Annotated in this window: 20 protein-coding genes and 1 pseudogene; 10 read left to right on the plus strand and 11 right to left on the minus strand. The window is 56.4% G+C overall.

The features are described from left to right. Window position 1: 1 nt before the first annotated feature. Window positions 2–454 (minus strand): (2Fe-2S)-binding protein, encoded by a 453-nt coding sequence (locus IVB18_RS41250; protein ID WP_247384456.1) that lies wholly within the window; start codon window positions 452–454, stop codon window positions 2–4. A 511-nt stretch (window positions 455–965) separates the two neighbouring features. Here IVB18_RS41250 and IVB18_RS41255 point away from each other — a divergent pair. Continuing rightward, complete coding sequence (locus IVB18_RS41255; protein WP_247985910.1) at window positions 966–1,112, plus strand: hypothetical protein; 147 nt, start codon at window positions 966–968, stop codon at window positions 1,110–1,112. A 1,422-nt stretch (window positions 1,113–2,534) separates the two neighbouring features. On the opposite strand, the gene IVB18_RS41260 is transcribed toward IVB18_RS41255, so the two are convergent. Then, a complete protein-coding gene (locus IVB18_RS41260) occupies window positions 2,535–3,260 on the minus strand; it encodes an FkbM family methyltransferase (RefSeq protein ID WP_247493916.1) in 726 nt (241 codons plus the stop codon). A 430-nt stretch (window positions 3,261–3,690) separates the two neighbouring features. Here IVB18_RS41260 and IVB18_RS41265 point away from each other — a divergent pair, with 430 nt between their 5' ends. Beyond that, window positions 3,691–3,972 carry a hypothetical protein gene (locus IVB18_RS41265; protein ID WP_247985911.1) on the plus strand — a complete coding sequence of 94 codons (282 nt, stop codon included), beginning with the start codon at window positions 3,691–3,693 and terminating at the stop codon, window positions 3,970–3,972. 10 nt (window positions 3,973–3,982) lie between these two features. Here the strand turns inward: IVB18_RS41265 and IVB18_RS41270 are convergent, their stop codons facing one another. Then, the gene (locus IVB18_RS41270) at window positions 3,983–4,435 is read right to left on the minus strand and encodes an NAD-binding protein (RefSeq protein ID WP_247985912.1); all 453 of its coding nucleotides are present in this window, start codon (window positions 4,433–4,435) and stop codon (window positions 3,983–3,985) included. Window positions 4,436–5,128: 693 nt separating this feature from the next. Here IVB18_RS41270 and IVB18_RS41275 point away from each other — a divergent pair. Both IVB18_RS41275 and IVB18_RS41280 read left to right on the plus strand, forming a co-directional pair. After that, a complete protein-coding gene (locus tag IVB18_RS41275) occupies window positions 5,129–5,416 on the plus strand; it encodes a hypothetical protein (protein ID WP_247985913.1) in 288 nt (95 codons plus the stop codon). 168 nt (window positions 5,417–5,584) lie between these two features. After that, on the plus strand, window positions 5,585–5,881 hold the full coding sequence (locus tag IVB18_RS41280) for a hypothetical protein (protein WP_247985914.1): 297 nt from the start codon (window positions 5,585–5,587) through the stop codon (window positions 5,879–5,881). A 532-nt stretch (window positions 5,882–6,413) separates the two neighbouring features. Here IVB18_RS41280 and IVB18_RS41285 read toward each other — a convergent pair. The 4 genes and pseudogenes from IVB18_RS41285 to IVB18_RS41300 all read right to left on the minus strand — a co-directional run. Beyond that, window positions 6,414–7,217 carry an arylamine N-acetyltransferase gene (locus IVB18_RS41285; protein WP_247985915.1) on the minus strand — a complete coding sequence of 268 codons (804 nt, stop codon included), beginning with the start codon at window positions 7,215–7,217 and terminating at the stop codon, window positions 6,414–6,416. A 392-nt stretch (window positions 7,218–7,609) separates the two neighbouring features. After that, a complete protein-coding gene (locus IVB18_RS41290) occupies window positions 7,610–7,969 on the minus strand; it encodes a hypothetical protein (RefSeq protein ID WP_247985916.1) in 360 nt (119 codons plus the stop codon). 34 nt (window positions 7,970–8,003) lie between these two features. Continuing rightward, window positions 8,004–8,195: a GTP cyclohydrolase I gene (locus tag IVB18_RS41295; protein ID WP_247985917.1), complete on the minus strand. Its 192-nt coding sequence runs from the start codon at window positions 8,193–8,195 to the stop codon at window positions 8,004–8,006. Beyond that, window positions 8,189–8,530 (minus strand): annotated as a pseudogene (locus tag IVB18_RS41300) (GTP cyclohydrolase I); the annotation flags it as partial. The pseudogene IVB18_RS41300 and the gene IVB18_RS41295, both read right to left, overlap by 7 nt. A gap of 1,373 nt (window positions 8,531–9,903) precedes the next feature. Here IVB18_RS41300 and IVB18_RS41305 point away from each other — a divergent pair. From IVB18_RS41305 to IVB18_RS41325, 5 genes are all read left to right on the plus strand, one after another. Next, window positions 9,904–11,496, plus strand: a complete 1,593-nt coding sequence (locus IVB18_RS41305; protein ID WP_247985919.1) for a hypothetical protein — start codon at window positions 9,904–9,906, stop codon at window positions 11,494–11,496. 7 nt (window positions 11,497–11,503) lie between these two features. Further along, window positions 11,504–12,184 (plus strand): HAD hydrolase-like protein, encoded by a 681-nt coding sequence (locus IVB18_RS41310; RefSeq protein WP_247985920.1) that lies wholly within the window; start codon window positions 11,504–11,506, stop codon window positions 12,182–12,184. A gap of 11 nt (window positions 12,185–12,195) precedes the next feature. Beyond that, window positions 12,196–13,122 carry an NAD(P)-dependent oxidoreductase gene (locus IVB18_RS41315; RefSeq protein ID WP_247985921.1) on the plus strand — a complete coding sequence of 309 codons (927 nt, stop codon included), beginning with the start codon at window positions 12,196–12,198 and terminating at the stop codon, window positions 13,120–13,122. A gap of 819 nt (window positions 13,123–13,941) precedes the next feature. Next, window positions 13,942–14,379 (plus strand): hypothetical protein, encoded by a 438-nt coding sequence (locus IVB18_RS41320; protein ID WP_247985922.1) that lies wholly within the window; start codon window positions 13,942–13,944, stop codon window positions 14,377–14,379. Between the two features lie 1,114 nt (window positions 14,380–15,493). Next, on the plus strand, window positions 15,494–16,711 hold the full coding sequence (locus IVB18_RS41325; protein WP_247985923.1) for an MFS transporter: 1,218 nt from the start codon (window positions 15,494–15,496) through the stop codon (window positions 16,709–16,711). A 75-nt stretch (window positions 16,712–16,786) separates the two neighbouring features. On the opposite strand, the gene IVB18_RS41330 is transcribed toward IVB18_RS41325, so the two are convergent. The 4 genes from IVB18_RS41330 to IVB18_RS41345 form a co-directional block, all read right to left on the minus strand. After that, on the minus strand, window positions 16,787–16,939 hold the full coding sequence (locus IVB18_RS41330) for a hypothetical protein (RefSeq protein ID WP_247985924.1): 153 nt from the start codon (window positions 16,937–16,939) through the stop codon (window positions 16,787–16,789). An 858-nt stretch (window positions 16,940–17,797) separates the two neighbouring features. Beyond that, on the minus strand, window positions 17,798–18,541 hold the full coding sequence (locus IVB18_RS41335) for a LuxR family transcriptional regulator (RefSeq protein ID WP_247985925.1): 744 nt from the start codon (window positions 18,539–18,541) through the stop codon (window positions 17,798–17,800). A 909-nt stretch (window positions 18,542–19,450) separates the two neighbouring features. Continuing rightward, the gene (locus IVB18_RS41340) at window positions 19,451–20,173 is read right to left on the minus strand and encodes a hypothetical protein (protein ID WP_247985926.1); all 723 of its coding nucleotides are present in this window, start codon (window positions 20,171–20,173) and stop codon (window positions 19,451–19,453) included. Window positions 20,174–21,654: 1,481 nt separating this feature from the next. Beyond that, window positions 21,655–22,026, minus strand: a complete 372-nt coding sequence (locus tag IVB18_RS41345) for a PilZ domain-containing protein (RefSeq protein WP_247985927.1) — start codon at window positions 22,024–22,026, stop codon at window positions 21,655–21,657. A gap of 453 nt (window positions 22,027–22,479) precedes the next feature. On the opposite strand from IVB18_RS41345, the gene IVB18_RS41350 reads away from it, so the two are divergent. Then, complete coding sequence (locus IVB18_RS41350; protein WP_247985928.1) at window positions 22,480–23,616, plus strand: hypothetical protein; 1,137 nt, start codon at window positions 22,480–22,482, stop codon at window positions 23,614–23,616. The last annotated feature ends 1 nt before the right edge of the window (window position 23,617 follow it).

The following is a 23,617-nucleotide window of genomic DNA, read 5'->3' on the forward strand; positions in this document are numbered from 1 at the left end:
GTTAGACCCCCCTTGAGGCTGTGCGCACCGCAGACTGAATCCGCTGGTAGCAGCCGCAGCGGCATATATTCCCCGCCATTGCGTCGCTGATCTGCTGATCGGAGGGGTTCTTCATCTCGGCAAGGAGAGCGGCGGCCTGCATGATTTGTCCTGCCTGGCAATAACCGCATTGCGGGACGCGCTCCTCGCGCCATGCCCGCTGAACGGGGTGATTGCCTTCTGCATCCAACCCCTCGATTGTGGTGACTGGTTTCGCGACGTCACCTACGGCCGTGATGCACGAGCGGATTGCATCGCTGCCTACGTGCACCGTGCAGGCGCCGCACTGAGCAATTCCGCACCCATATTTAGTGCCCGTGAGTCCGATCACATCGCGAAGCACCCACAGCAGCGGCGTATCCGGAGACACGTCGACAGTGCACGATGTCTTGTTTATCGTGAGCTCAATACTCATCTCCAGACCTCCTCCAGATGGGGCGCTTGGTGGCTTCCAAGCCAAGCGATCGACGATTGTGGGCAGCGGCACGTCCGGGAGGCGCACAACACTTCCCGAGCTCCAAGACGCGCAGCCTCGTAGCTATCGTCAGCAATCAATCGGGTTAAATAGGAGCGAAGCTTGTCACTTGGACAATGATCGGCCCCGCACGTCATTCCGTGCCTGTCGTTCGTCCCTCCCGTTTTATGTCTTGACTCAGCTTTTATGGCTTTAAAATAGCTTCCGATCTTTCGAGATCGAAACCGCAGGCTTGAGTGATACCGAAGTGGCTGCTCACAATCGCGTTCCGTGATGATCAAAATCCATCAAACGCCCTAGACGGGCATTCGATGGAATCGGCGATCAGGGAATTGACGCGAGGCGAAAGAAACAGACAAGCTCTGCGCCTGACGCCAGGATTGCGCGACCGGCCCTGCAGCCCAAGGTGATGTCCCGCGCGCTATCGCGCTCAATACTTGGGATAGCCTGAATGGCTTGGAAAGCTCTGAAGATTCTGGAAGTGTCAATGGGCATGGAAATCAACACGTACGCCTGGGCTTCGGCGAGTAAGAACGTGCTAAAAGAATTGCCGCGGCATTCGGTGGCGATGCTGCTGAAGCCGCGGCAGTGTTTTTGAGTGTCACGCAGCGTTTCAACTCTCATCGCGTGACTCGCGTACGATCTGGGCCGGGCACGAGTAAAACTAGCCCGCACCAGCCCTTGCGCCCTGGACTGAGCAGACTAATGGCGCCAAGTCCTGGCTACGGGTCGTCAGCGAGCCCCAGCCGCGCAATGAGCCCTTGGTGCGCACAGTCCGGTGTCACCTATGGCGAATAGGCCCTCGATCGGATCGAGGGCAGACGATGCCCAATGCTCGGCAGGGGAGTCGTAGAGGGTCAGAAGTGCGTCGCGATCTGACCAGGCAGTCGACCGCCCGGCCGCACTTGGCGTGGTATTTCTCGGCGAAGAAGTTGATCGCTGCTTCGGCAGACGCCCTGATCGGGCGCGCGGTAGCCATCTTCATGGTGGCCCGCACCTTCGCACCGAGAGCGGGACCTTGTAAGACATTCAAGGTCTTGTGCACGGACCATCGCTGATGCCGCGTCCCATCTCGTCGAACGCCTCCCCAGAAGCCCAGCGCGCTGTCGTCGACGGCCATTTCCGGGGCGATTTGCACCCGGCGCTGCTCAATGTCAATCTGTCGATCAAGAGCTCACTCAGCTCTGCGCGCTGTCGCGCACGCCGCCCTGAAAGCCGATCAGCTCCTTCTTGCCTTCCGGAGCCGCGCCCATCAGCACCAGCATACATTCCCCGTCTTCCATGCGGGCCTGAAGGAAGAGGCCATCGGCCCATACGTACACTATGGCCGGGCCAACAGATCGCCCCTCTGCCGGCGCTCGTACTCGCATTGCCACGCGGTCGTCAATCCGCAGACCACCGCAGGCGACAGGTTGGGAGTGTTTGCCCAGCAACGCCGCCAGCGCCTACCGGAGCGATGCCGGCCTGGATCGTCCGCCGGGCCATGACCATGCCGGACGACACAGGCGCGCCCGTCTCAAGTCCTTCAGCGTGGCAAGAAATGTTTCACCTTCGATCTCAATACCGTGTGCCAGAAGCTGCTGCGCACGACACGCAGGGTATCCGTCAGTGGAGCGTAGATCTCGTCAGGCTGACGAAGCGGGCCAATGTTGCTAGGCGCATCCATGGCGTATCGCTCTCATTGGGAGGTTCTGGCAGGCTCGACACCCGCCGCGATACGCGGCCTATCTCAGGCCGTCATTCCCCACGCTCCCGCATAGCTCCTTATCAGGTTCTACAAAGAGATTTCTGGAGTGCTAAGCCGGTATCCCTGCGGCTTAGGCCGAATGCTGCGCTAAAATCAAGCACCGCTCCAAAACGCTCCCCTCCTCGACCTGCGGCGACACCAGGACGATCTCGCCACCGCCATCCTGCCTATCGAATGTAGCAACCACTTCGCCCGAAGATCACCGATTTCGAAAATATTCCCGCGAGCCGCAGCCGATGGTAAAGCTTGGCCGCTTGATTTTGGGTGGCTGCATTAGGTCAATCGCTCGAAGATGACGTTGATGTCGGTCATTGCGGCAAGCCGGTATGATCTGCATTCCATCAAATTGATGATACGAGCCCTGTTGCCCTTCAGAAAATGCTCGCTTGGCTCGCACTGGATGACAGCAGGTCTGATACGCTCGTAGTCAATCGCTTTAATGAGATCGTGATCCAGTCCTTCGCAATCGATAGACAAGAAGTCGACCTTGTTGGAGTATGGGATCAATAGCTCGTTAATACCCACAGCGCTCACCTCGATATGGTCTCGGATACCTCCTAAGCCGTCGAAGTCGCCAAAACTTTTAACATGTGCTTCATCCACAGACGAAAGCTCATGGGCGTTTCCGATGAAGAGCGTGGCGGAGGCCTGCGGAGCAGGCAAGACAACTGCCGGCACGAGAACGTCTCTCGGGCGCGCAGTCCGGATCAGCGCTCCCAACTCAGGATTGGGTTCAACTAGAACACCTTGCGCGCCCCTTTCGTACATAAGATAGGTACTCGAGGTAGATATGGGATGGTTGGCTCCGATCTCGACATAGAATATACTGTCCCAAGATCTTAGGCTTTTGCAGAGTCTTGCAGCCAAAATTCCTTCCAGAATGATGTCTTCGCCCGCTTGGGCATAGCTAACCGGGGCGAAGTGCTTGATCCGAGACTGCGGAAGATGAAGCCTATCGACCTCTTGAATTATGGACTGATTTTCAAACTTGGAATGCACAGGTTCACCCCCAACGTAACCAGCAATCTTGCGACACGCTCACTACAACCGTAGGCTCTTTGCTCATCATCCCAGCAATCGGCGTGCCACGTCGAATACCGTGCTCGCCCGCGTAGCGAGAGTGAAACACGCATGCGTGCCAACATGTCCGCTGGAATGGTCGCAACATTTTGTCGGGTACGCGACATCGATGCGATCTATCTGACCTGCATAGAGAGGAGGAAGCCCCACCTCTAAACCGACATCGAACTCTGATTGAGATGAGCTGCGCTACGACGATCTGGCATCGAGGCTCACAATTACGACCATCTATAAATGACCGAGGCAAAAGTGCTAGGGATCGACAAGAGTGTCTTGGATGGTACTGACCTGCTCCGCATACCTTACCGACGCTGATCTTCGCTCGAAAGCACTGGACGGGAGTTGAGCCATGTGCCTCGTCAATCTCATCACGCTTGTCGGCACCGAGGGCATTTCCTCGCTTCGTCAAATTCGGCGCGCCGCATTCCACATCACGCGCTTTTGGAAAGACGCGGTGGGTCGAACTCCAAATTGGATGCTAGACGGCAATTTGCGGTTGCTCTTGCGTATTCCTGTTTTGGCCCGTCAGAATGAAGCGATCCGCACGATTATCTCTGAAATTGCGCAAGAGGCTCCCGGACCCGCCAGCTACACCGCGCAAAGGGACGGTCTGCGCTCGCTCCGCAGTTAGAGCGAAACCGTTAAGGGCCGGAGAAATGAGCTAGCGTCAGCTCGCCTTTGCCCGCCATAACTGAGACACGGAATTTTTGCGCCGCAGCAGTCAAGACCGGCACCGACACTGCACTCTCGCCTGCTAAGCGCAAAGCGCACTCGATATCCTTTGCCGAATTCGCAATTGATATTGCCAAGACATCGGGTTTCTCGCCCAACAAAAAGGCCACGAAAGCTTGGAATATTCCGCTATTAATAGAGCCGCGACCGATTAAAGAGCGGAGTATTACGAGATCGAGGTCAAGACCGTGCGCAAATTGGCAGACCTCCGCGGCTACCGCCGCTATGCCCATCGTCATACTGTTGTAGACAAGTTTGATCTTGTGACCTTGTCCGACATCGCCGACATGAAGAACGGTCTCACGAAATGCAGCAAGAATGCTTTCAGCGACAGGAAAACGCGTTTCATTAGATCCGACCATCGCGTTTCAGAAGGCCAACCTCTGCTTGTTCGGGGCTCCGTGTTACTGGAGCGTCTATGAAGCTTATGCCATGTTCTTGAGCTTCCTCAGCCAGCGCGATCGTCGAAGCAGGATAAGAAGTCGTGCAGTCAATTATCAAACCTCCCCGCGGCATATGGACGAACAGTCCATTTTCCCAAGGCACACTGCCTCCACCTCGCAGCTTGAAGGCAAGGATAGCACGACCGCAGTTACATGTTGCGCCAGCTCCGTGATCGAAGGATGTTCAAGGGCACCCGCGCTAATCAGGCGATCCGCACCGAAACGAGTTTTGTTGGCCTTGATATGTAACTCCATTTGGTGGCGCAACAGGCTGATACCCATGCCGCTTCCCATGCGCCCTAATCCAATAAGCCCAATTTTCTGCTGTGCAGCTTTGGGGGCGACGTTGAATAGTCGGTCTTCGACCGATCATAGGTTCTTCGGAACAAATGGTGTGCGCTGGTCACAAGGAGATTCGTACCAACCGGGCAAGCAGTCTCGATCCGTTGCGCCCCTGCTCCAGGCACCTGATAAGGCCGCACAACGACATCAGCAGCGGCTACCAGGTCCTCTCAGATTTTGTGATGCGGGGATTGGTCCGCACTATCCTGACAACGAATTTCGATTCGTCTCTGTCTGACGCTCTGAAGGCGCGGCAACCTCACATCCGTGATGGTTCACGAAGTCAACCGCCCCCCGGTAATTACGACCAGTTCAACGTCTTCAATAAATGTCAGCTCGTCTGGTTGCACGGACGCGCTGAGCAATATTCCGGACAAGAACGCCGCCGGCGAAGTCGGCGCTCCCGATACCAACCTCGCATCACTGCTCAGGCCAGTGCTCGACGGCGCGCCGATTATTCTCATCGGCTATCGCGGAGCCGAGGAAGGCATCTTTGCACAGAACAAGGAAGGGTGGCTCGATCTTCCTCACGGCATACATATAAGAGTGCATACGTGATGGCGAAACGCTGCGTCCTTATGCCGAGTCGCTCGCACGGAGGCTCGGCACAAATTTCCGCCTATTAAGATAGATGGCTTCGACGAACTAATTGCCGACCTCGGCAAAGAACTGGTAGGGCACGACCGCTACACAGCCGTTAGCGATGCGTCTGCGCAAGTTTCGCGGGTGCAGGCGTTTGACGAACGCGTGGTCGCAGGCGCTTCGCTTGACGATCTCGATCTGGATCTAACGCCATCCGTCCTGCGGGATTACTGCGAAAAACTCGGGCGCGCGCCGGTTACGCGCAACACCCTGCGCGCGCTTATGCCTGAGCAAGGTCTTTTGGTAAGCGGACCCGACAATGAGCAGGTGACGGCCGGTGCGCTCATCCTGTTCGGCAAGCGGCTGAAGGATTTTTTCTCGCACGCCGTCATGTCAGTGACAGAGGCGGGCAAGAAACGCGAAATGTACGAGGCAGTCTGATCAGACTAGTACCGGAAGCTTCTGGAAAAGATCGAGAATCCCGAGGTCAATCCGCTCTTGAGGGTGAAAAAGCGCCGCCAACATGGCGAGCGGAAGGCTGGACGTGGGATATCGCTCTTTGGGTGGAGAAGTGGAGGCGTCATGCCCCCACGATGTGCCGCCCTTCCGATTTTCTCCATCACCAACTTTCGGCGGGGGCGCCGGCCCGGTGGATCGCGGCCGTCCAAAGAGTGCCTTGGCACGAGGCGCCGATCCGTCAGTTGCCCTGCGAACGCTCGTCAGCTGCAAGATCAATCGACAACCCCTGGGTGGAATTTTCCTCCCTGTTGATACGCGCCTTCTGCGCGTACCACAGTTTCCGGCATGGCTCGCCAACCTCGCCAATCAGGTGCTCAGCAAGGAATCACAAGTGATTCCTTCAACTAAAGATCTCGCCAATCAGCGCGGGTGATCGAGGTTATGGGAAATTGAAAGAGACCGCACAGGCCATCGTCGCGCTGGCAATGCTTGATCACTTTCTTTCCTATACAAGTCAGCGCGACCCAAGCTTTTCCCATAAGGAATCAACGGTGTACTGAGGCAGTCGGAGCCCGAAGACATTGGCCAAGACCTGCTGCAGTTCGATCTTCGTTTCGAGTGTTTGTGTTTCCTTAAATTGGCTGCGAGTCAATCTGAGCTTCTTGTTAAGCAAGGTTGCACGCCCCTCGGATGTCAGCACACTCATCATGAGTACGGATGGAAAGGGCATACGGTCCCAGCGTGCGCAGATGAAGTTGGCGCCCTCGAAATCTGGTGGCAGGGCGACGGCTCGGTCGATACCGAAAAGAGCGAACCATTCATCTTCGTTCTTGCGTTCAAGCACGAGCTCTCCACTGGCCGGGTCGGCCCGCAGACGAAACACGTCATGGCCAACTATTTGCTGCTCCTTCGTATCGATTCGTAGCGGTGCAATCGGTGCCGGACCGGGAAAGCCGGCATCGGCAAGCCAGTCGTAGCCCTCTATGGTCACGATCAATGCCTGATGTGTGCGTGGGCCACCTTCCGGAGCCCCCATGCGCACCCTGCAAAGAATGGGCCGGACCGTGAAATCGAGTGCTTCGAGCGCCAAGCCAAACAACTTGTTCAATTCGAAGCAATAGCCGCCTCGCCGGGCATCGATCAGTTTGGCCCAGATCGAATTTTCAGTCAGATCGGGGATATCGCCCAGCAGAACATCAATGTTCTCATAGGGGATCGCGCGCATTTGAGCCTGCTGGAGCGCAAGAAGGCCATCAACCGTTGTCGGGACTTGAGCAAGGCCGATCCGATCGAGATAGGTCGCAATTTTAAATGCCATGGCACGTCCTTGATATCTGGATTCGTTTGATTAAGGGGCCGGAAGCGCGATGACTTCGCAGGGCAACGTGTAGAAGGTGGCCATCTCTCCTCTAGACATGAAACAGCCCGAGCACTCCGGCGACAGCCTCAGTGCCGGTATCGAGCCAACGGGCCATTTGTGCACGGTCGGAACAGCCCGTAGGACTTCCGATCCGCGGCGGTTTGCAACGGCGATCTTCCAGCCTTGCGAATCATTTCGTCTCGTCTCGCCGCGAACGCTCCGCGTTTCCAGATCCACCGTCGCCGGCGATCCGCCATCGCTGAGTAGAGAACGGCGACAGCTACCAGCTGAGGAATCGCTCTCAGCTACACCAGCAGTTTCCGCCGCGTTCAACATGACATCGCCCTTGATCAATCGTAGTTACGAAATTGCAGCTCTTGCGCTACTAACGAGCGGCTGTCGCTCTTTCCAAAACCGTTAACCCGCCGCGCAGTGCCGATCTTTGGTTGACCATTACCCATGTGCAGGGATGCACTTGAATGGCGATGATGCCCGATGTTTCCAACTGTACTGAGAAGCTTGAGGTGATAAGCAGTGTCGTCAGCGGCCGCAGGTTCGTGCAGCGCAAGCTTGCCTCCCGTGATAAACACTTGCCGAGCGTTGAATACCCGTACGGCGAGCAGAAGTTCCTTTGGCGACATCTTGGCCCAACAGCCGACAGTGTGACGACGCGCGCCACTGGCGAAACGTAGCAGATAGGCCGACTTCATGGCCGTATGTCTTGGTTGATACATAGGTCACGGTTTAGTCCTTGATGAGCGCCAGAAATTCGCTACGCAGCATCTTGCTGTCGCGGAAGCCACCGCGCATGATGCTGGTCACCATAGTGGTTTCCGTCTCGCGAACGCCGCGCCAGATCATGCACTGGTGCCGTGCCTTAACGATGACGGCCAATCCCTTCGGCTTAATGCGGCGCTCCAGCTCGTCTGCTAACATAACAGCGGCTTCCTCTTGGAGTGCGGGCGCGCCATGATCCAGTTAGCCACACGCACAACTTTGCTGATACCGATCACCGACTTACCAGGCAGCACGCCGACCCACATGCGGCCAATAACGGGAACAAAGTGGTGCGAGCACGTCGATCTCACGGTGATGGGGCCAAGCGCGTAGATCTCTTCCAGGCAGCCCGCGTTTGGCAAGTCTGTAGCCTCAGGCGCAGCTTCAAAGCGCCCGGCAAACACCTCGCGCACGTACATCTTGGCTATCCGTTTTGCGGTCGCAGTCGTGTTGTGGTCGCGGCTGGTGTCGATAACCAGGCCCTCAAGCAAGCCTGCAAGTGCTGCACGACTTCTGCTTGTATTATCTCAACCTCACCGGACCTCAAGTATTCTGCGATATTGGCGTTTGCTCCAAACGACACGCTTGCGTCGAGCAGGCGTTTACGAATTGCTTGCGTTGAGCTCATCAAATATCCGAGCCGGGCGCTTTGCCTCGCTCTTGCGCGAACAAGTTGATCTGCGGGCACTTCTGCATTTCGGTAGTCCACATGATGCCCCTGGCCGTCGGAACGGCCGCTTGTCGCCACCTGATCTGCGATTACCTGCCGCGCTGGCCTTGACATCCTGGATGATTTCGAGATTTCCACCGTGTCGGCAACATGGCCGGTCGCGCGATGCCATCCATTGTGCTGCGTAGCGCCGCCGACGTTCGAACAATGACGGAGTTGCTTGATAGAATAGATAGCTTTCATCTGAACTCTTGAGTGGTGACGGCGAGAGACCGCTATTCTTGAAATGCGTCCTTCACCGTCGCTGCAATCAACATGCCGAAAACCGCTATGCTAGTCTTGCTGGAAGACAACAACACCATGTGCTTTGCGAGCGTGCGCGGAAACATTTTACGCCCTGATGTCAGGGGCCGGACATGAACGTCTTCAAGACGACACGGCTGAAAACAAACATAGGGGCATCAAAACATGATACGGTCCCCTTGCCGACCTCGCTCGCGTCTGCGCCATGTGCCTGAAACTACGTTCTGTGAAGTCTAGCCCAATCGCGCGAGCTTCGTTCACAAACGCCTCCTCATTTATGTGACGCTTCAATAGCCTTCACTTTGCGCATCGATGCCGTCACGGAGCGTCTACCCCTTCAAAGCCGCAACAACGGCGGACAGCGCTGTTCGCTCCGTGACATCAAGGAGATCGGAGCGCGCACGAATTCAATCAGCAAACAGGCCCGATGGTCCCTCGGTGGGGCGTCCAGTTCACTGAACGTCTTCGTTCTTCAGCGTACGGTTGGGACTGGCCGCTTGAGGATTGGACAAAGACATTCCCGCCGCGGCAACAGCCGCGTAACGCTCTTTGCTGCGGCTTCTAGGCGGAGCACCGCGGGATAGCCCCCATCAGGCACCGTGCCCACCAAAGCTGACTTTTGGCGGCCGCGTTCTCGGAAGTCCGGCAGCCGGATCAGGGCGGCTTTTTCGAATCACACACTTCGTTTGCCAATCTCGGCGAAGCCTCATGCGCGCGAAAGAGGACTTGGTACGAGCCTTGCTTGCTGAGGCGCAAAACCATGTGCTTCGCGCGAGCCGACGGATTACTCCGCTCGGTGTCGGTTCCAGACATTGGATGTCTGCAATCGGACAGGGTTGAAAACAACAACACGCAACGGGCGACATCCATAATCGTCCGTCAAGGAGACATAGCATGTCCGGTGTTGCAGGCGCATTTCTGTTGCCTTCAAGCCGCTCACAAAGGACGGTTTACGATCAGCTCAAGCACATGGTGCCGAAGCTTGAAAACCGTGGACAGGAGGGGTTCGGCGTTGCCGCGTTTATGCATGAAGAACGGTTTCAACATACAAAGTCATGCCGGCCAGCAGGCAAACTAGCGAGTGTTGATTTCACTGAGCAGGACGCGCATTTCAGACCGCATGTAGCTATAGCACACGTTCGCACTCCCTCTCACAGAGAGAAGAGTGACGCCGACTTCCAGCCCTTTGACAATCATAAAACCTCCTGCCGCCGTTTGACGGTTTGTTTGAACGGGGCTCTGGTCAACGCTGATGAACTTAGGAAAGAACTGCACGCTGAAGGTCATGCCATCCGCAGCAAAACCGATGCGGAGCTCTTGCTCAAGCTTATCGAGAGTATTTGTCAAAGAGATTATTGGCAGCACGGTCTACCGGTTAACTACGAGAAAGTCTTCCAAGATATTGATAAGGGCGTTGACGGAGCCGTCAGCGCACTCTTGTTGGATGGCCTAGGAAATCTGACCGCCTTCCGCAATCGCAGGGGCTTGCGGCCTTTGGAATTCATGCAAACCGAAGATGGTTTTCTACTTTTTGCCTCAGAAAACAGTGCTTTCTCTGGGCTACAAGGCCGAGTCGACGAGATCCGGCCAAGCCACATCAAGCATGTGAACGGCAGAACGGGAGACTGCCTTGATCACTTTGTGGGCCAGGCTCGACACAGCCCCAAGCTTTGCGCCTACGAAACGCTTTATCTGGGAAATGCAAGAACGTTGGTGCAAGGGCACTCTCATCTAGCAACTCGCCATGATATAGGCATGACCTTGGGCCGAATTGTCTGGCCGCGATTAGCAGTCGAAACAAGCTCCGCTCCCATAATCGTTTCTTCCATGCCGCGCACCGGGATACCGTATGCCGACGGTCTATTTGCATCGCTGGCCAAGCAGCAAAGTGCGCTCGTCCAACGGCACGAGGTGATCGCGGTAAACCGTTCTCAGCGCACACTTATCGGATCTCTTGGCGAGCGCAACTCGCTCATCTGGCAAAAGTACCGCGTCGCAACGAACGACGTCACGGATAGAATCATCGTCGTAGCCGATGAAGCCCTTATTCGTGGCGATACAAGCCGCGCAGTGACGGAGATGCTCCTTGCCGCTGGGGCAAAGGCTGTGCATTGGGCAATCGGTTCGCCGCCTATCGTTGCACCAAATTACTACGGCATGGGTATCGAGACCATAGATGAGCTAGCGTTCTGGAAAATATGGAAAAGCCTGCCACCCGAAACGCAGCAGGATAGCCTGCGCTTTCATAGGATCGCGCCGCAAACGCTCCGGGTGATCGAACGCAAAATTGCTCTATCGATCAACGCTGCTACCATCACGTATTTGCCCTTTGAAGATCTGCTTTCCTTGCTGCCGCGGGGACATGAGGGAATCGATCTTTCTGCGTTTACGTTCGAGATGCCGACCCCTGGCGGGCAAAAACGCGCAGACGAGAATTTGAATAGATTGATCGCCGATCTCACCTCAACGAAACCGTCTGCAGCATGAGGCCATGATGAAACTTGCTCTTGTATTCGACTGGAACGGCACTCTCCTCGACGACGCCGACGCCTTGCTACAAACGACGAACACCATTTTGGGTCGCTTCGGCCGGGCTGCCATCGATATGCAAACTTTCCGGGATCATTTCGATGTTCCACTTTCGGTTTTATTCCGCAATCTAGGAATGTCGGAGAGCGAAATCGAAACGGTGGATAGCCATGACAGCGCTATTTTTCACGACACCTACGAACCGCTGGCGAGCAAAGCCGATCTGCGCGAAGGCGCGCGTTGCATATTGGAAACGGCACGTCAACAAGACGTTTCCAGCATTATTGTCAGTAACCATATAGTCGATCCCCTTATTACCCAATTACGAAGACATGGAATCGAAGATTGTGTCGCGGAGGTTCTGGCTTTTGAAAGCCGCGCTACTCAATATAAAGGCATAAGCAAAGGAGAGCGGCTTCGTCTGTATATGCGAGCATACAATCTGAACCCCAGCTCAACGTTCATCGTCGGGGACATGCCGGTCGAAACGGATATTGCACGCGAACTTGGCTTGATCAGCGTAGCCATTACGGGCGGATTTGTTTCCGAGACGCGTCTGCGAGCGGCGCAGCCGGATTATCTCATCGAGGACCATCATCAGCTGCTGCCCATTCTGCAGGAGCGTGGCCTTTTTCAGAACTCATAACGACGCAGAGCATGACTGAAACTCCGTCAACTGCAACGCCTGGGAAAGTCGGACAACGAATCGGCCTAATCGGCGCAGGGCGCATGGGAACAGGCATAGGAATCAGTCTTTTGCGTCATGGCGCTGAACTGCATATCAAAGTCAACAGAACCCGTGTTGGCGCGGAACGCTTGACTGGCATGGGTGCTCATGAGCACACCGCAATTTCTGAATTGGCCCGGCATGTAAGTGCCGTCGTTTTATCCCTGCCCTCAAGTTGCGAGGTCGAGGAAGTCTGCCTTGGGCAACATGGGCTATTTGCACATTTGCCCCGAGAGAGTTTGATACTTGACTGCACGACGTCCTATCCTGCTTCAACCCTCACTCTAGCCGAACAGGCCAAAAAGCAGGCATTGCACTTCATAGATGCCCCGGTAACACGAAGCCCTGAGCAAGCAGAGCAAGGGCGTCTCAACGCCATCGTTGGATCGGATCAGAACACGTTTCCTATCGCGGCTCGTGTTCTTACCGCATTTTGCGAGAACATCGTCCATGTGGGTGATATTGGACAGGGCCATAAGCTCAAACTTGTCTATAATAGCATGACGATGGGCATGGCGGCGGTGGTAGCCGAAGCTTGCCAGCTTGCCGATGCCATTGACGTCGACCTTGCAACCTTACGCTCTTTGGTCAGTCGCGGCGCGACCAACAGCGGGATATTCCAAAACTTTGCAGCCTTTTTGTTGGACGAAAAGCCGGATGCTTTGGCAATATCGATCAGAAACGCCAAAAAGGATATTGACTGCGGCGTGCGATTAGCGAACGAAACCGCGTTGAAGGTGCCAGTTCTGACTGCCGCCGCGCAAAAGTTCCAAACCTGTCTCGCCGAAGGCAAGGGTGAATTGACCTTGCCTCATCTTGCGCTTTCCTCAAGGGATGACGAATCACGGCAGAATTAGCAGCGACGCACCCAAAACAAACCTCCACAGTCCATGTCTTCCTGTTCTCCAGCGTCGCCTTCACACGGATGGCCAAAGCGTCGGCTAGATGCTTTTGTGCTCAGCGGACTTCAAAGCGATGCTCGATCCCGGACTGCTATTTTGAGCACGCAGGCCCGGCCATCGTTCCCGCTTTCCAAGCTCTTTGAAGAATACCAGGCGATCACGAGAGAGGAGACCGCGATTTGGCGCAACAGCCACATAGGGACGTGAAAGAGCTCGAGGACGTCACCGGCCACAAAGCGGTTGCATAACTTTCTGACGACGCCGGGTAGACTATGCGGAATGGCACCGCGAACGTGTCCTGGCTGATGAGGTTGAGGCGGGCATTGCGAACATGTTTATCCGTCCGCTGGCCCATCATCGATGCGTCAAGACCATGATTGCGCAGCTCGGTGGTCGTTCCGACAGGCAACCTTCGGAAGGGTCTGATGCCTTCGACGCGATTCCGAGGTTAGTCGAGGATGCCCAAGATCGGAACCCGCTGCTCACGGACCGTGGACGCGCATTTCGTTCTCGGGTGCTTTGCCGAGATCTGCACTAGCCGCACTCTTTGATGCGAGCAGCCTTCCAAGTTGGGCAGCTAACTCCCAAGTGCTTAAACCAATACGCGCATCAACGCTAACATTCTGGAAATGGCGGGATTTCTAGCTCCAGTACCTAACGCAACGTGAGATTAGAGCGATTTCTTCCTGAGGAATGTTGTGCTGAAGTTACAGCAATTCACGATGATGTTGCCAAGACGCGCAGAGCCGGGTTCAAGTGAGGAATAACACTCCAATGAAGAATTTGCTGCTTCTGACTGCAAGCATCGTCGCAGTCAACGCGGCGGTCCCCGCATTTGGCGCGGATCTCGCTCCACAGCCTGTCCAATCCAACGCGCCGCAGCTGTCGGTCGCTCCCGCGATCTGTGACTGGACCGGTTATTATATGGGCATTATCGGCGGCTGGGGCTCGAGCCATAACTGCTGGGAGTTCGCAGGCGTTACTCCCGAAGGCTGCCATGGTACGACCGCCGGCACTATCGGTGGCCAGATTGGCTATCGCTGGCAGATGTTCAATGTGGTCTACGGCGTTGAAGGCCAGGGCGACTGGGCAGACTTCAGCGGCTCCAATATCAGCACCGCTTTCCCGTCGAACATCAATCGAACCAAGACGGATGCGTTCGGCTTGCTCACCGGCCCGATCGGCTACGCCTTCAAAACCGTGCTGCTTTAGGCCAAGGGCGGTGCTGTGGTGACCAGCAACACAGACCAGATCAACTCGACGGTCACTGGGGCGGAGCTTGCTAAAAGCGATAATGTCCGTTGGGGCGCGCCGTAGGCGCTGGCCTGGAAGTTAACTTCGCCCCCAGCTGGTCAGTTGGCGTCGAGTATGATCACCTGTTCATGCCGGAGAGCAACGTGACCTTCCCCGCTGCCGGGTCGGATCGCATTCACCAGGATGGGCTTAACTACAAGCTGTTTCCGATGGTTGGAAAATAGCGATCTCAACACGTTTGCGGCGGATCGAGGAGCCCCGACCTTCGGTCGGGGCTTTTTCTTCGGAGTTGCAGCGCTGACTGGCCGCTTTTGCGGAAGCGCCGCCTTTCCAAGTTACGCAAGGGACATGATCTTCTGCACTGGGGCCGGCGATATGCGCCTCGTCGGCAGCGGCACACTGGGTGCACGCGCCAGATCCCAGCCTTCCGCCTCTGAAATGCGCGTGGTGTGTACGGTCAAGGCTAACGACGCGATTGTCAGGTTCGAGATATCGTTGTTTCCAATCTGACGCGCCCGCGCAACATGAGGCGACTAGAGAACCTTCAGTTTTCAAACGGCACGCTGCTTGCTTCATTTCGTACCGCCGTCACCGATGCCGGCTTCACGGCGCTTGGCTAAAAACCGGATGCGCGCAATGGAGTGTTTGATGTGATCTGGAGTTCGTTTCTTCAGGAGCCGCGATGATTGCGCCCATCGCTAGCTGCGAGGTCAATTCGGCAGGCCTTGGCCCAGCAATAAAGTCGACGCCCGTTCTGTGGAGCTGGTCAGAGGATAAGTTGGCGCGCAGGCCGGCGACGGTTACGGCCGGTCGTCCTTCAATAATCCTTCGCCGATGTATAGCGACGTCACCCCCTGTTTCTGGCAGGTCGGTTTGCTCGACAAGATGAAGGTCAGGCGCAGTGTGCGAACTGATTCGAAGTAGCAACTGCCACCCGGATCTCTCACCCCGTACAGCCAACGCTCGGATCATAGTCCGGTTTGAGGCGCTGCTGCGCTGGAACGATCCACTGCTTGTCCAAACCGTGCTCTCGAAGCACATGCGAAACTGCTCTTTAAAAGGAAGAGGCTTGATGGCAAGTCGCTACATGCCACATATCGGGATGGCTGCGTTGGCCAGTCAGCAGTATCTGGCGATCGCGTTGATCTATTCGGCCATTCCGGTGATCCTTCGGGGCAACGGCGCCAGCCTGGAACTGGTCGGCTTGTATGGGACGGTCTTCTTTGCCTTCACCGTTAACTTTCTTTGGGCCCCCGTCGTGGATCGATGGAGCCTCAATCGTCTCGGGCTGAGGCGGTCATGGATCCTGTTGACCCAAATCGCCACTACCACTGCGCTGGCAGTGATGGCATTTTTGAACCCAAAGACCGATTTCGTGCCGGTTTTTCTTGTTTCTCTCGCCCTTGCGACCGTCGCCGCCACACAGCGGATCGCAACATTGGGCTACATAGCGGAAGCCCTCGGTTCCGGCGAGCGTCCGCTCGGCGCTGCGCTGCTGGGCTGGGGACGGGTCGTCGGCCACGTGATCGGTGGCGCGGTCTGCCTCCAGCTGATCGAGATTGTCGGTTGGCGTCCGGCTTTGCTGGGCTTAGCGCTGCTGCTAGCCGTTTTCGCTGGATGGGTGTTCGCGATTCCTGAACCGCTCCATTGCATGAACCGACGGCGCTCACCGCAGCGCCTGTCTATCTTCCCGATCCTTCTCAACAACGGCATGTGGACAACGGCCGCATTGATAGCGCCCGGCGCTATCGGGATCGCGCTGGCGTTCGCAATGGTGCAGTTGCGGCTCGTCGATCTCGGCTTTGCCGCGGCAGATATCGGATGGATCGGAGCGCTCTCGAACGTCGTGACGTATACTATCATCGCGCCAGTGACCAGCGCGATCCTGACCCGAATGGCGCCGAACCGGGGCGTGATCTGGGGCTGTGCAGTCCTGGCCATCGGTTTTGGAGCGCTTGCGATTATCGATCGCTATGTCGGCGTTTGCGTGAGCGCCGTCGCGAGCGTTGGGATCGTGTTCGCGGCCCTCGCAGTCCAGCATGTTACATTCACAAACTGGTTTCTCGCGCTCGCCCGGCCAGGCAAGGCGGGGACAGATGTCACGTTCCTGACTTCGGTGATGTCGGCGTTCGCATTGATAGGCTTCGCGGCGAGCGGGTTTATCGCGGCGAGATTTGGCTACAGGGTCACGCTGATATTGCCGGGTCTCGGCTATGCTCTTTCAGCCTTGCTCGCTGCGGCATTCATCCGCGCCGCCAATCTGACACCGCAGCGCGTGGCGAGAGACTGATGATCGGACTCACGCACTAGCCAGTCTTCCTGAGTCAGAGCGTGGCGGTCGACAGCAATCATACATTTGAGGAAACTAGACGCGGCCCGGCGATTGAGCACCTGGATTGCCCTCGAGATCATCCAACCTGCGCGGATTCGGATCGCTGGCGCTCTGATAGCCTTCCAGATTGCCTTGCAGAAACAAGAACTCGGTCTGTTTGATCGGTGATTGGCTCATGGCCAGCATTAGATTCACATCCGAGTCGTTTTGTCTTGATCGTCGCATTCATTTCGACCGCAATACTGCTCATGATCCGTTCGGGCGTCCAGATGGCCCTTTAGGAACCGTACAGGCATGCATAGTCGAGGGACAGCGGCAGCTTTTTAACCCATTGCGGCGCGCTTTTGGACCATAGAGATGCACGCGCGTCGTTGATTGCGGAAGGTGTGCGCATAGCCTTGCAGTTCGAACGCCGTCCGCCCACCATGACAAGCGGCGAATAGTGGACGATTGTCTGGAGGGATACCTGTTGCCAGCTTAGGGCGCCGCGCGGCCGCCGGAAGACACTACGCTTGGGCTGTTCGTGCCAGCCTGATTTTACTTAGAACTTTGAAGCTGGGCAGAGTAGCCGTGGCGCATCAGCCACGTCGAATCCACCAGCCCCCCTCCAGAAGGAGCTTGTCGACCGGGTTTAGAAGCTGGTCTTTCGATCCATTCATACCTGATAAAATAGCATATATTCGAACCAGTAGCAGTTTTAAACTCACGACAAAAAATCAACTGAAGCAAACCGATCAGCTCGAATCAAACTACCGATCTCATTGGCGCCTACAGCTACGATCGGCGACTGAAAACCTCACGTCCTACGAACACCTGCAAATGCTGGACTCCCTAGCCAGACCGATTCTAACTTAACGCTCCAAAGAATGCCCGGGACTAAGCACGTAGTTGCCGTATACAACGTGTGCGCTAGGAGCAAGTGGCTTCGTCACATGGAGCTTGCTCAATGCCTTGGCGAACGGTTGCCCATAGGATCGATTTTTGTCTTCACAGCAGTTTTCAGGCGCAAACTGGCTTCGATACAATCATCGTCCATCAAGATGCTCACGCAGCATGGACATCAAAAATAAGATTGAGGCGGATCGCCACAATGACGGCTTGGATCCGGCTGGTCGCGCCCAGCTTTCGCATCGCGTTCTTAAGATGAAAGTTCACCGTATTCTCGCTGATTTGTAATATCCTCCCGATTTCCCATGACGATTTGCCCTCTGCCACCCACCGTAGACAATCTAGTTCCCGCTGTGATAGCGCAACTCTCATATTGCAGTTATCTTCCGCCGGACGTGTGATCTCCACACAAGCGGTGTGAAAGTGCCAGGCTAGTGCGTTGAGATGGCCTTTGGAATGTTGAGCATCGGCATCGTCGAACCGAGATGCAAACGATACGACGGATAATCGACCCAATGGCCCAAACAATGGTACACTCATGCCGTGCTTGAGACCGGCCTCTCTGGCCTCATCAAGCACGCGCCTTTCGTCGGGCTGTAGTTGATATTGCTCGGCGAGTTGATCCCACAGAAACGGCCGCGAAAGCGTCGGTGTCCGCCGGACCACCGGATCGATTTTGTGGTACTTTCGCTTAAAATATCGTTCACACCATTCGGGCGGCCACTTAACGGCCACCGCGGGCGGCGGATACTCCGGTAGGCGAAGTGGCTCCGCGAAATTGAGCGCTCCGTAAGAGACTTCGCTGAAGCCTTCGTCGCTCGCACAGCTCACAAGAAGCTCGAAAAGCGATCTGAGGGATTGCGTTCGCGTCGCGCATTCGGTGAAGCTGAAAAGATCCATTTTGGGCGCCTCAGCGGGCTGGCCCAAAAGGTCGGTATTGCGCCGCCTCGATTGAGCTTGTTTTAAGCGGAGGCAAGTTCCAATCCGTCGCCGAGCCGCCCCGTGATCTCGAGCTCAACGAGCCCGGTGTCACCGCAGATGTTCGGCTTGCCGGCGAGCATGAAAAGAAGTGGGCCACGGTCGTGCACGATCTACGGATCTGCATCGTCAGGCCGCAACTGATCTTCACCGCGCCGGCGCCGACGAGAGCCCGGTCGATGAGCAGCCCAACAGGCTCGTCGCGCAAGTTTGGCTCCTTGCATGAACAATGCGTGGCGTCTGAGTGCCCTAGTTGGACGCCTCCGACGCGAACAATTCTTAAGGGTTGAGCGCGACCGGCCCTCGTGGTGCATGACGATGTTCGTCAGGGGGATACCCCGATATGCCTGCAGTCGGAAATTCTGCTTGGTGCAGAGGGCACGTTGCATACGCATCTCCGGAAGGGAGAGAACCTGGGGATGAGAACAGCAAGTGTCGTACCAGTTGCACCGCTCCCAAAAATCGGGTTTAACGACAATGACTTGAGAGAATTGGGATAGATGCCGCGGGCGCGTGCGTTGAAGAATTCGCGACATCAGGAGGAAAGCCGACAGCGCCATTTGGCTTAATTGTTCGTGATGATTGCCTGATTGGCTTTTTCTCTTGACGTGTGATCGGTGCCCCCTTGTGCAAGGCACCGCTGAATCGCTCATTATTGCGTGTCGCTTGCCAAGAACCTGAAAACAAGCGGAAAAGTTCAAGGACAGCGCATGCAGGCTATCTGACTCGTCTGTGAGCCGAATCCGCTCTGACCGACCAACACATGCAATTCTGAGGCACCGACAGGAGATGAGGCGCAGAAGCTCGTCTGTCCACTTGCGCGCCGACGCTTCAATCCGTCACTGCGGCTGTTAGCGGCTTAGCGACGTTTCTCAGGACAGCGGCGCGGCAGTTGACAAACATCTGCTTCGTGTAATTCCCGCCGAAGTAATCCAGTACGAAGGTGCCGGTATAATCCGGATCATTGCCCACGCTGCGGATTAGGCTGTCGAGAATCTCGCCGATTTCGGGAATGCGCTCGCAGTAACGGGCACGGAGAACATTAACAGCGTTCATCGAGTGAACTGCCTCGTCGGCAACCACCTCTCTCAGGCAACGAAGGAAGCTGCTGCCAAGTCCGGCATAGAACTCTCTATCCGCAGCATAGGCGCGGCAAGTACACATTTCATCAAATGCGATCATAACGATCAGAGAGAATTCGTCCTTCAAGTATTCATTGATTGCAGAAAAACTATGCGATCGAGCTTCCAATCTGTCTCGAAGATCTTTTTCGGATTCACCAGCGACAAGCTCCATGATCCGGATGAAACCATCGGTGTGACGCTCTTCATCCGCGGCCCAGGCACTAAAGAACGCCTCAGCTTCGTTGGTGGCGATCAGATTTCGGTTGAACAATTCTTGTTTTAAGTGCCTCGCGTCGTATTCAGTATACAACTCTGGCCACAACTTGTCCCGACGTGCGCGCACAGTCGATGGTCCGGCCGTGAACATCGCCGGCGTCAACTCATCGAAAAAGTCTTTTGGATTCCAGTTCCGTCGAATCGGCGCAATCATCCGACTGTCCTTCTCTGCGAGCGGCCTGGCAGGCGGACGCTCGCAAAGCATACTTGCTCCACACCAAGTATGCTGTCGCCCCCTTGTTTTGGTGGGCAATTTCGAGACGCAACTCATCAAACGGTTTGAAACTCGCGATCATCAACAGAAGCTCATGGGGGGCCGTCAACGGTTTTGGAGTTCGCGTGTAGTGTAGGCTGCGGTACCCCATCGCTTTCTTTGCAAACCGCTCCCTTTGATTGCGCGGCAGGCGAACTGGGGGGGCGCGGCGGCTTGCCGGCGCGCGTCAAAGCAGAGAGCCGACTGAAGGAATTCTGGCCGATTTGGTCGCGGGCCGCAGGAGCTTCGCTCGGATGTGAAGGAGCATGAGCCAAGCTGAGACCGTCAGCTATGACGGGTAAACCGGACTTGACCTCCCAAAGCCTCTGACCGCCCCTTTTGACCCAATCCAGGCGTTCAGCCCTGACGACATCGTTCGCGGCATGGCGCCCCGCGCGGCTGCCAAGGAGATTCTCGAATTCCATTTGGAGCGCGCCTACGCCAGATCTCTACCTAACGAATATCGTCGCAAGTGGCGGTGGCGCGCGATGCTCCACATTGAATGATTTCACTTCCCACGGAGTTGCGAGACGTCGGCCCGCTTCTGGAGTAGCAAGCCGAGTTCGCGTGCCTTCTTTCTTACTGAGGTGACATGGCGATCAAGCTCACGGGCTACGTCGCCGGCGCAGGTTTTCTGACGCGCGAGAGCTATCAATCGCTGCGCCTCCTGCTTTGACCATTCGCGTGGCCTTAAAGACTTCATGCGCCCTCATTCGTCTGAAGCGATAGAAGGTGCAGCGATCTCCCCATCTGAGATGGGTGATATAAAGTCTCTGTGCAGGCAAGTTGGTCTTCGGGCGCCATCGAACAGCACGGTGATGCCCGTGGTACGAAGGCTCACGTCAATGACGATGCCACTCCGGTTAGCCAGCTCTGGGCATCGAGCGGCTCCGAACTTATTCATCTTAAAGCGGGTACCGACAACAATTCTGTCGACGTTCTGGTAAGTCATTACCCCTATCCAGTCAGTGGAAAATGGATAATCGAAAAAGCAAAAACCCGAAATCAAGCGGGAAACTATATCAGATCAATAATCTACGCAACCATTGGGCGAAATTGCGCCGCAAACGAACCAGGCGCGAATTGGCAGCAGCCAAAACTCCCGCGCATTAGCTGCTGGCCCCTTTGAGACATGCCGGGCTACTCAGGCGATGTCCGTTCATTAGACCGGAAGTCACGGCCTCAGGTGCAAACCGACGCGATTAACGCTTAGCGGACACCCTGTGTGAGTGGCATCGCCATGCTGGCGTTCTCGCCATCTGCATTCTTGTGCATCTGTTGGATAGCGCGTCAAACCTGCCTGCAGCCCAGTCCCGCCGGCGACAGCTCGTCATCGCGATTGTAACGAGCCGCTTACCCATTGGATGTGCCAGACCATTAGGTCAATGCATATCAAAAGAGATGCCGCACACCTCGCTAACGGGCCGCACCGGCGGGAGTGCATACGGCAGATTAAGATGAACGATGCTTGCACTCACTGGCTTTGGTGCGCGGCGGAGCACAACGAACACCACGCCCGAAATGGTTGCCCGCCTCCATACCACTCGACAGGCAAGCCTCTTGTGAAGGCTACTGAACAACAGATCAAATTCGCTGGCGAATATGTAATAGGGCGTGGAAAGGCGAGCGCCAAAGGCGTTGATGTCGCGCACTACGCACGGATGGAGCCCCATAATTCCATCGAACGAGAGCAATGCCGGCAGATTGATGACCTCGCGCGGCAGAGCGCGACGTTCCATTGACCTTTCAATCATGGCGAGAACTCCGCACAAGCTTCTTTGCTTCAGTTGCTGGTCCCGCCGAACCTCGTCAAACAAGATAGTTCGCGCACTCCGCCAGACAAGCAGTTCTGCTGTCTAATTAGAGTTGACTCTAATTCTTCTATTAAAGCGAAGAACAGACGGTTCAACAAAATTAGCGCGATACACGAAAACGCGCAGATCGACGCTGCCCAGGCGGATGAATTGAGAAACACTTTTGGCAGCTGTTGGCCCGTAGCGGAAGTGCTCGCACGCACCTGCAAGGCCAGCATTAAGAGCAAAGCGGACATCACACCCTGCCGCTCCAGCGCTCGAAAATCCTCACAAATGTGGAGCGCACCACAAGTAACTGCATCGGATGTGGAGCCCTCCACGTCGTCGGTCTACGCAAATCATGTTGATGCGGCATACACTGGCTTCATGCGCAACCCCTTCCGAAAAGCTCCCATGCAGCAACTCGAAACCACCATCGTCTCGCTTGCGAAGCGCGGCGAACAGCTCGTCGCCAAGCGCGTCACGGCGCAGGCGGCGCTGGACCAGGCAATTCAGGCTCGCCGGGATACCCTCCTGTCGGCGGACCTCGAAGATCACCGGGAGCTCGACAAGCAGCAGGCTGCCGTGGTCGCGGCAACCTCGGACCTCGCGGGCATCGACGACGCCCTCGCCGTTCTCGCGCACCAGAAGGCGGAAGGCGAGCGTCAGCTCGCTGCGGAAAGCGAGCGTATTAAGCGTGCTACGGCAGCAGACAAGTTGGCAAAGCAGGTGACCGCCATCGAGGCTGCGTTGCCGGGCTATCTTGCGCAGTCGCGTGCTCTTACCGATGCCCTGTCCGAAATCGGCCATTTTCGAGAGCGGCCAGATGGCGGGCTTCCTCCAGAACACCATGGGCCAGATCGAAGTTGCCGCCAACTTCACCCTCGCGGAGCTGAAGGCCATGCCCGACGCGATCCGGCAGGGTCGGCAGGCGATCCCGCTGGCGCTCGTGCCTGCGAAGGTCGGGGTGGCTGGGCCGCCGCTCACCATGACAGGCTTTTGATGATGTCTGAAGGAACTCCGTCTGAGGAAGGCACCGCACATCCTGCGACCTCTCTCGGCGCCGCGGGGGTCGCTGCTCACGTCGATGGTGGCGATAACGGCAGCGACCCCAATGCGGAGGTCGATGAATACGACAGGCTGCTCGCCAAAATCGGCCGCACTTACGACCAGGACTGCCGGGTCGCAATTCACGAGGCGGGCCATATCGTGGCTGCGCGCCTACAGGGCCACCCGCTGGGCGGCGCCACGGTGGACCCGGGTTCGGGCTTTGAAGGTCGCGTTTGGGGCGAGGGACACGAGGAAGCGTTCGCGGAAGGTCGCGGCGATGCCTCCGATGTTCGGGAAGCAATTGCCCCACTGATGCCCGAACCGGGCGAGGCCGTCAGTTCCGTTTCTGACGTATTCGCGAATGTGCAGAGCCATTGCATCGAGCTGGTAGTCGGTCGGGCCGCTGAGCGCATGCCGTTGGGTGACGACGACACTCCGTCTGCGGCCGATGATCTGCGGCAAGCCCGCGAGCTGGCGCTGCTCATTTGCAAGAGTGAGTAAG

Origin of the sequence: Bradyrhizobium sp. 186, from assembly GCF_023101685.1 — a bacterium.
GTDB lineage: Bacteria > Pseudomonadota > Alphaproteobacteria > Rhizobiales > Xanthobacteraceae > Bradyrhizobium.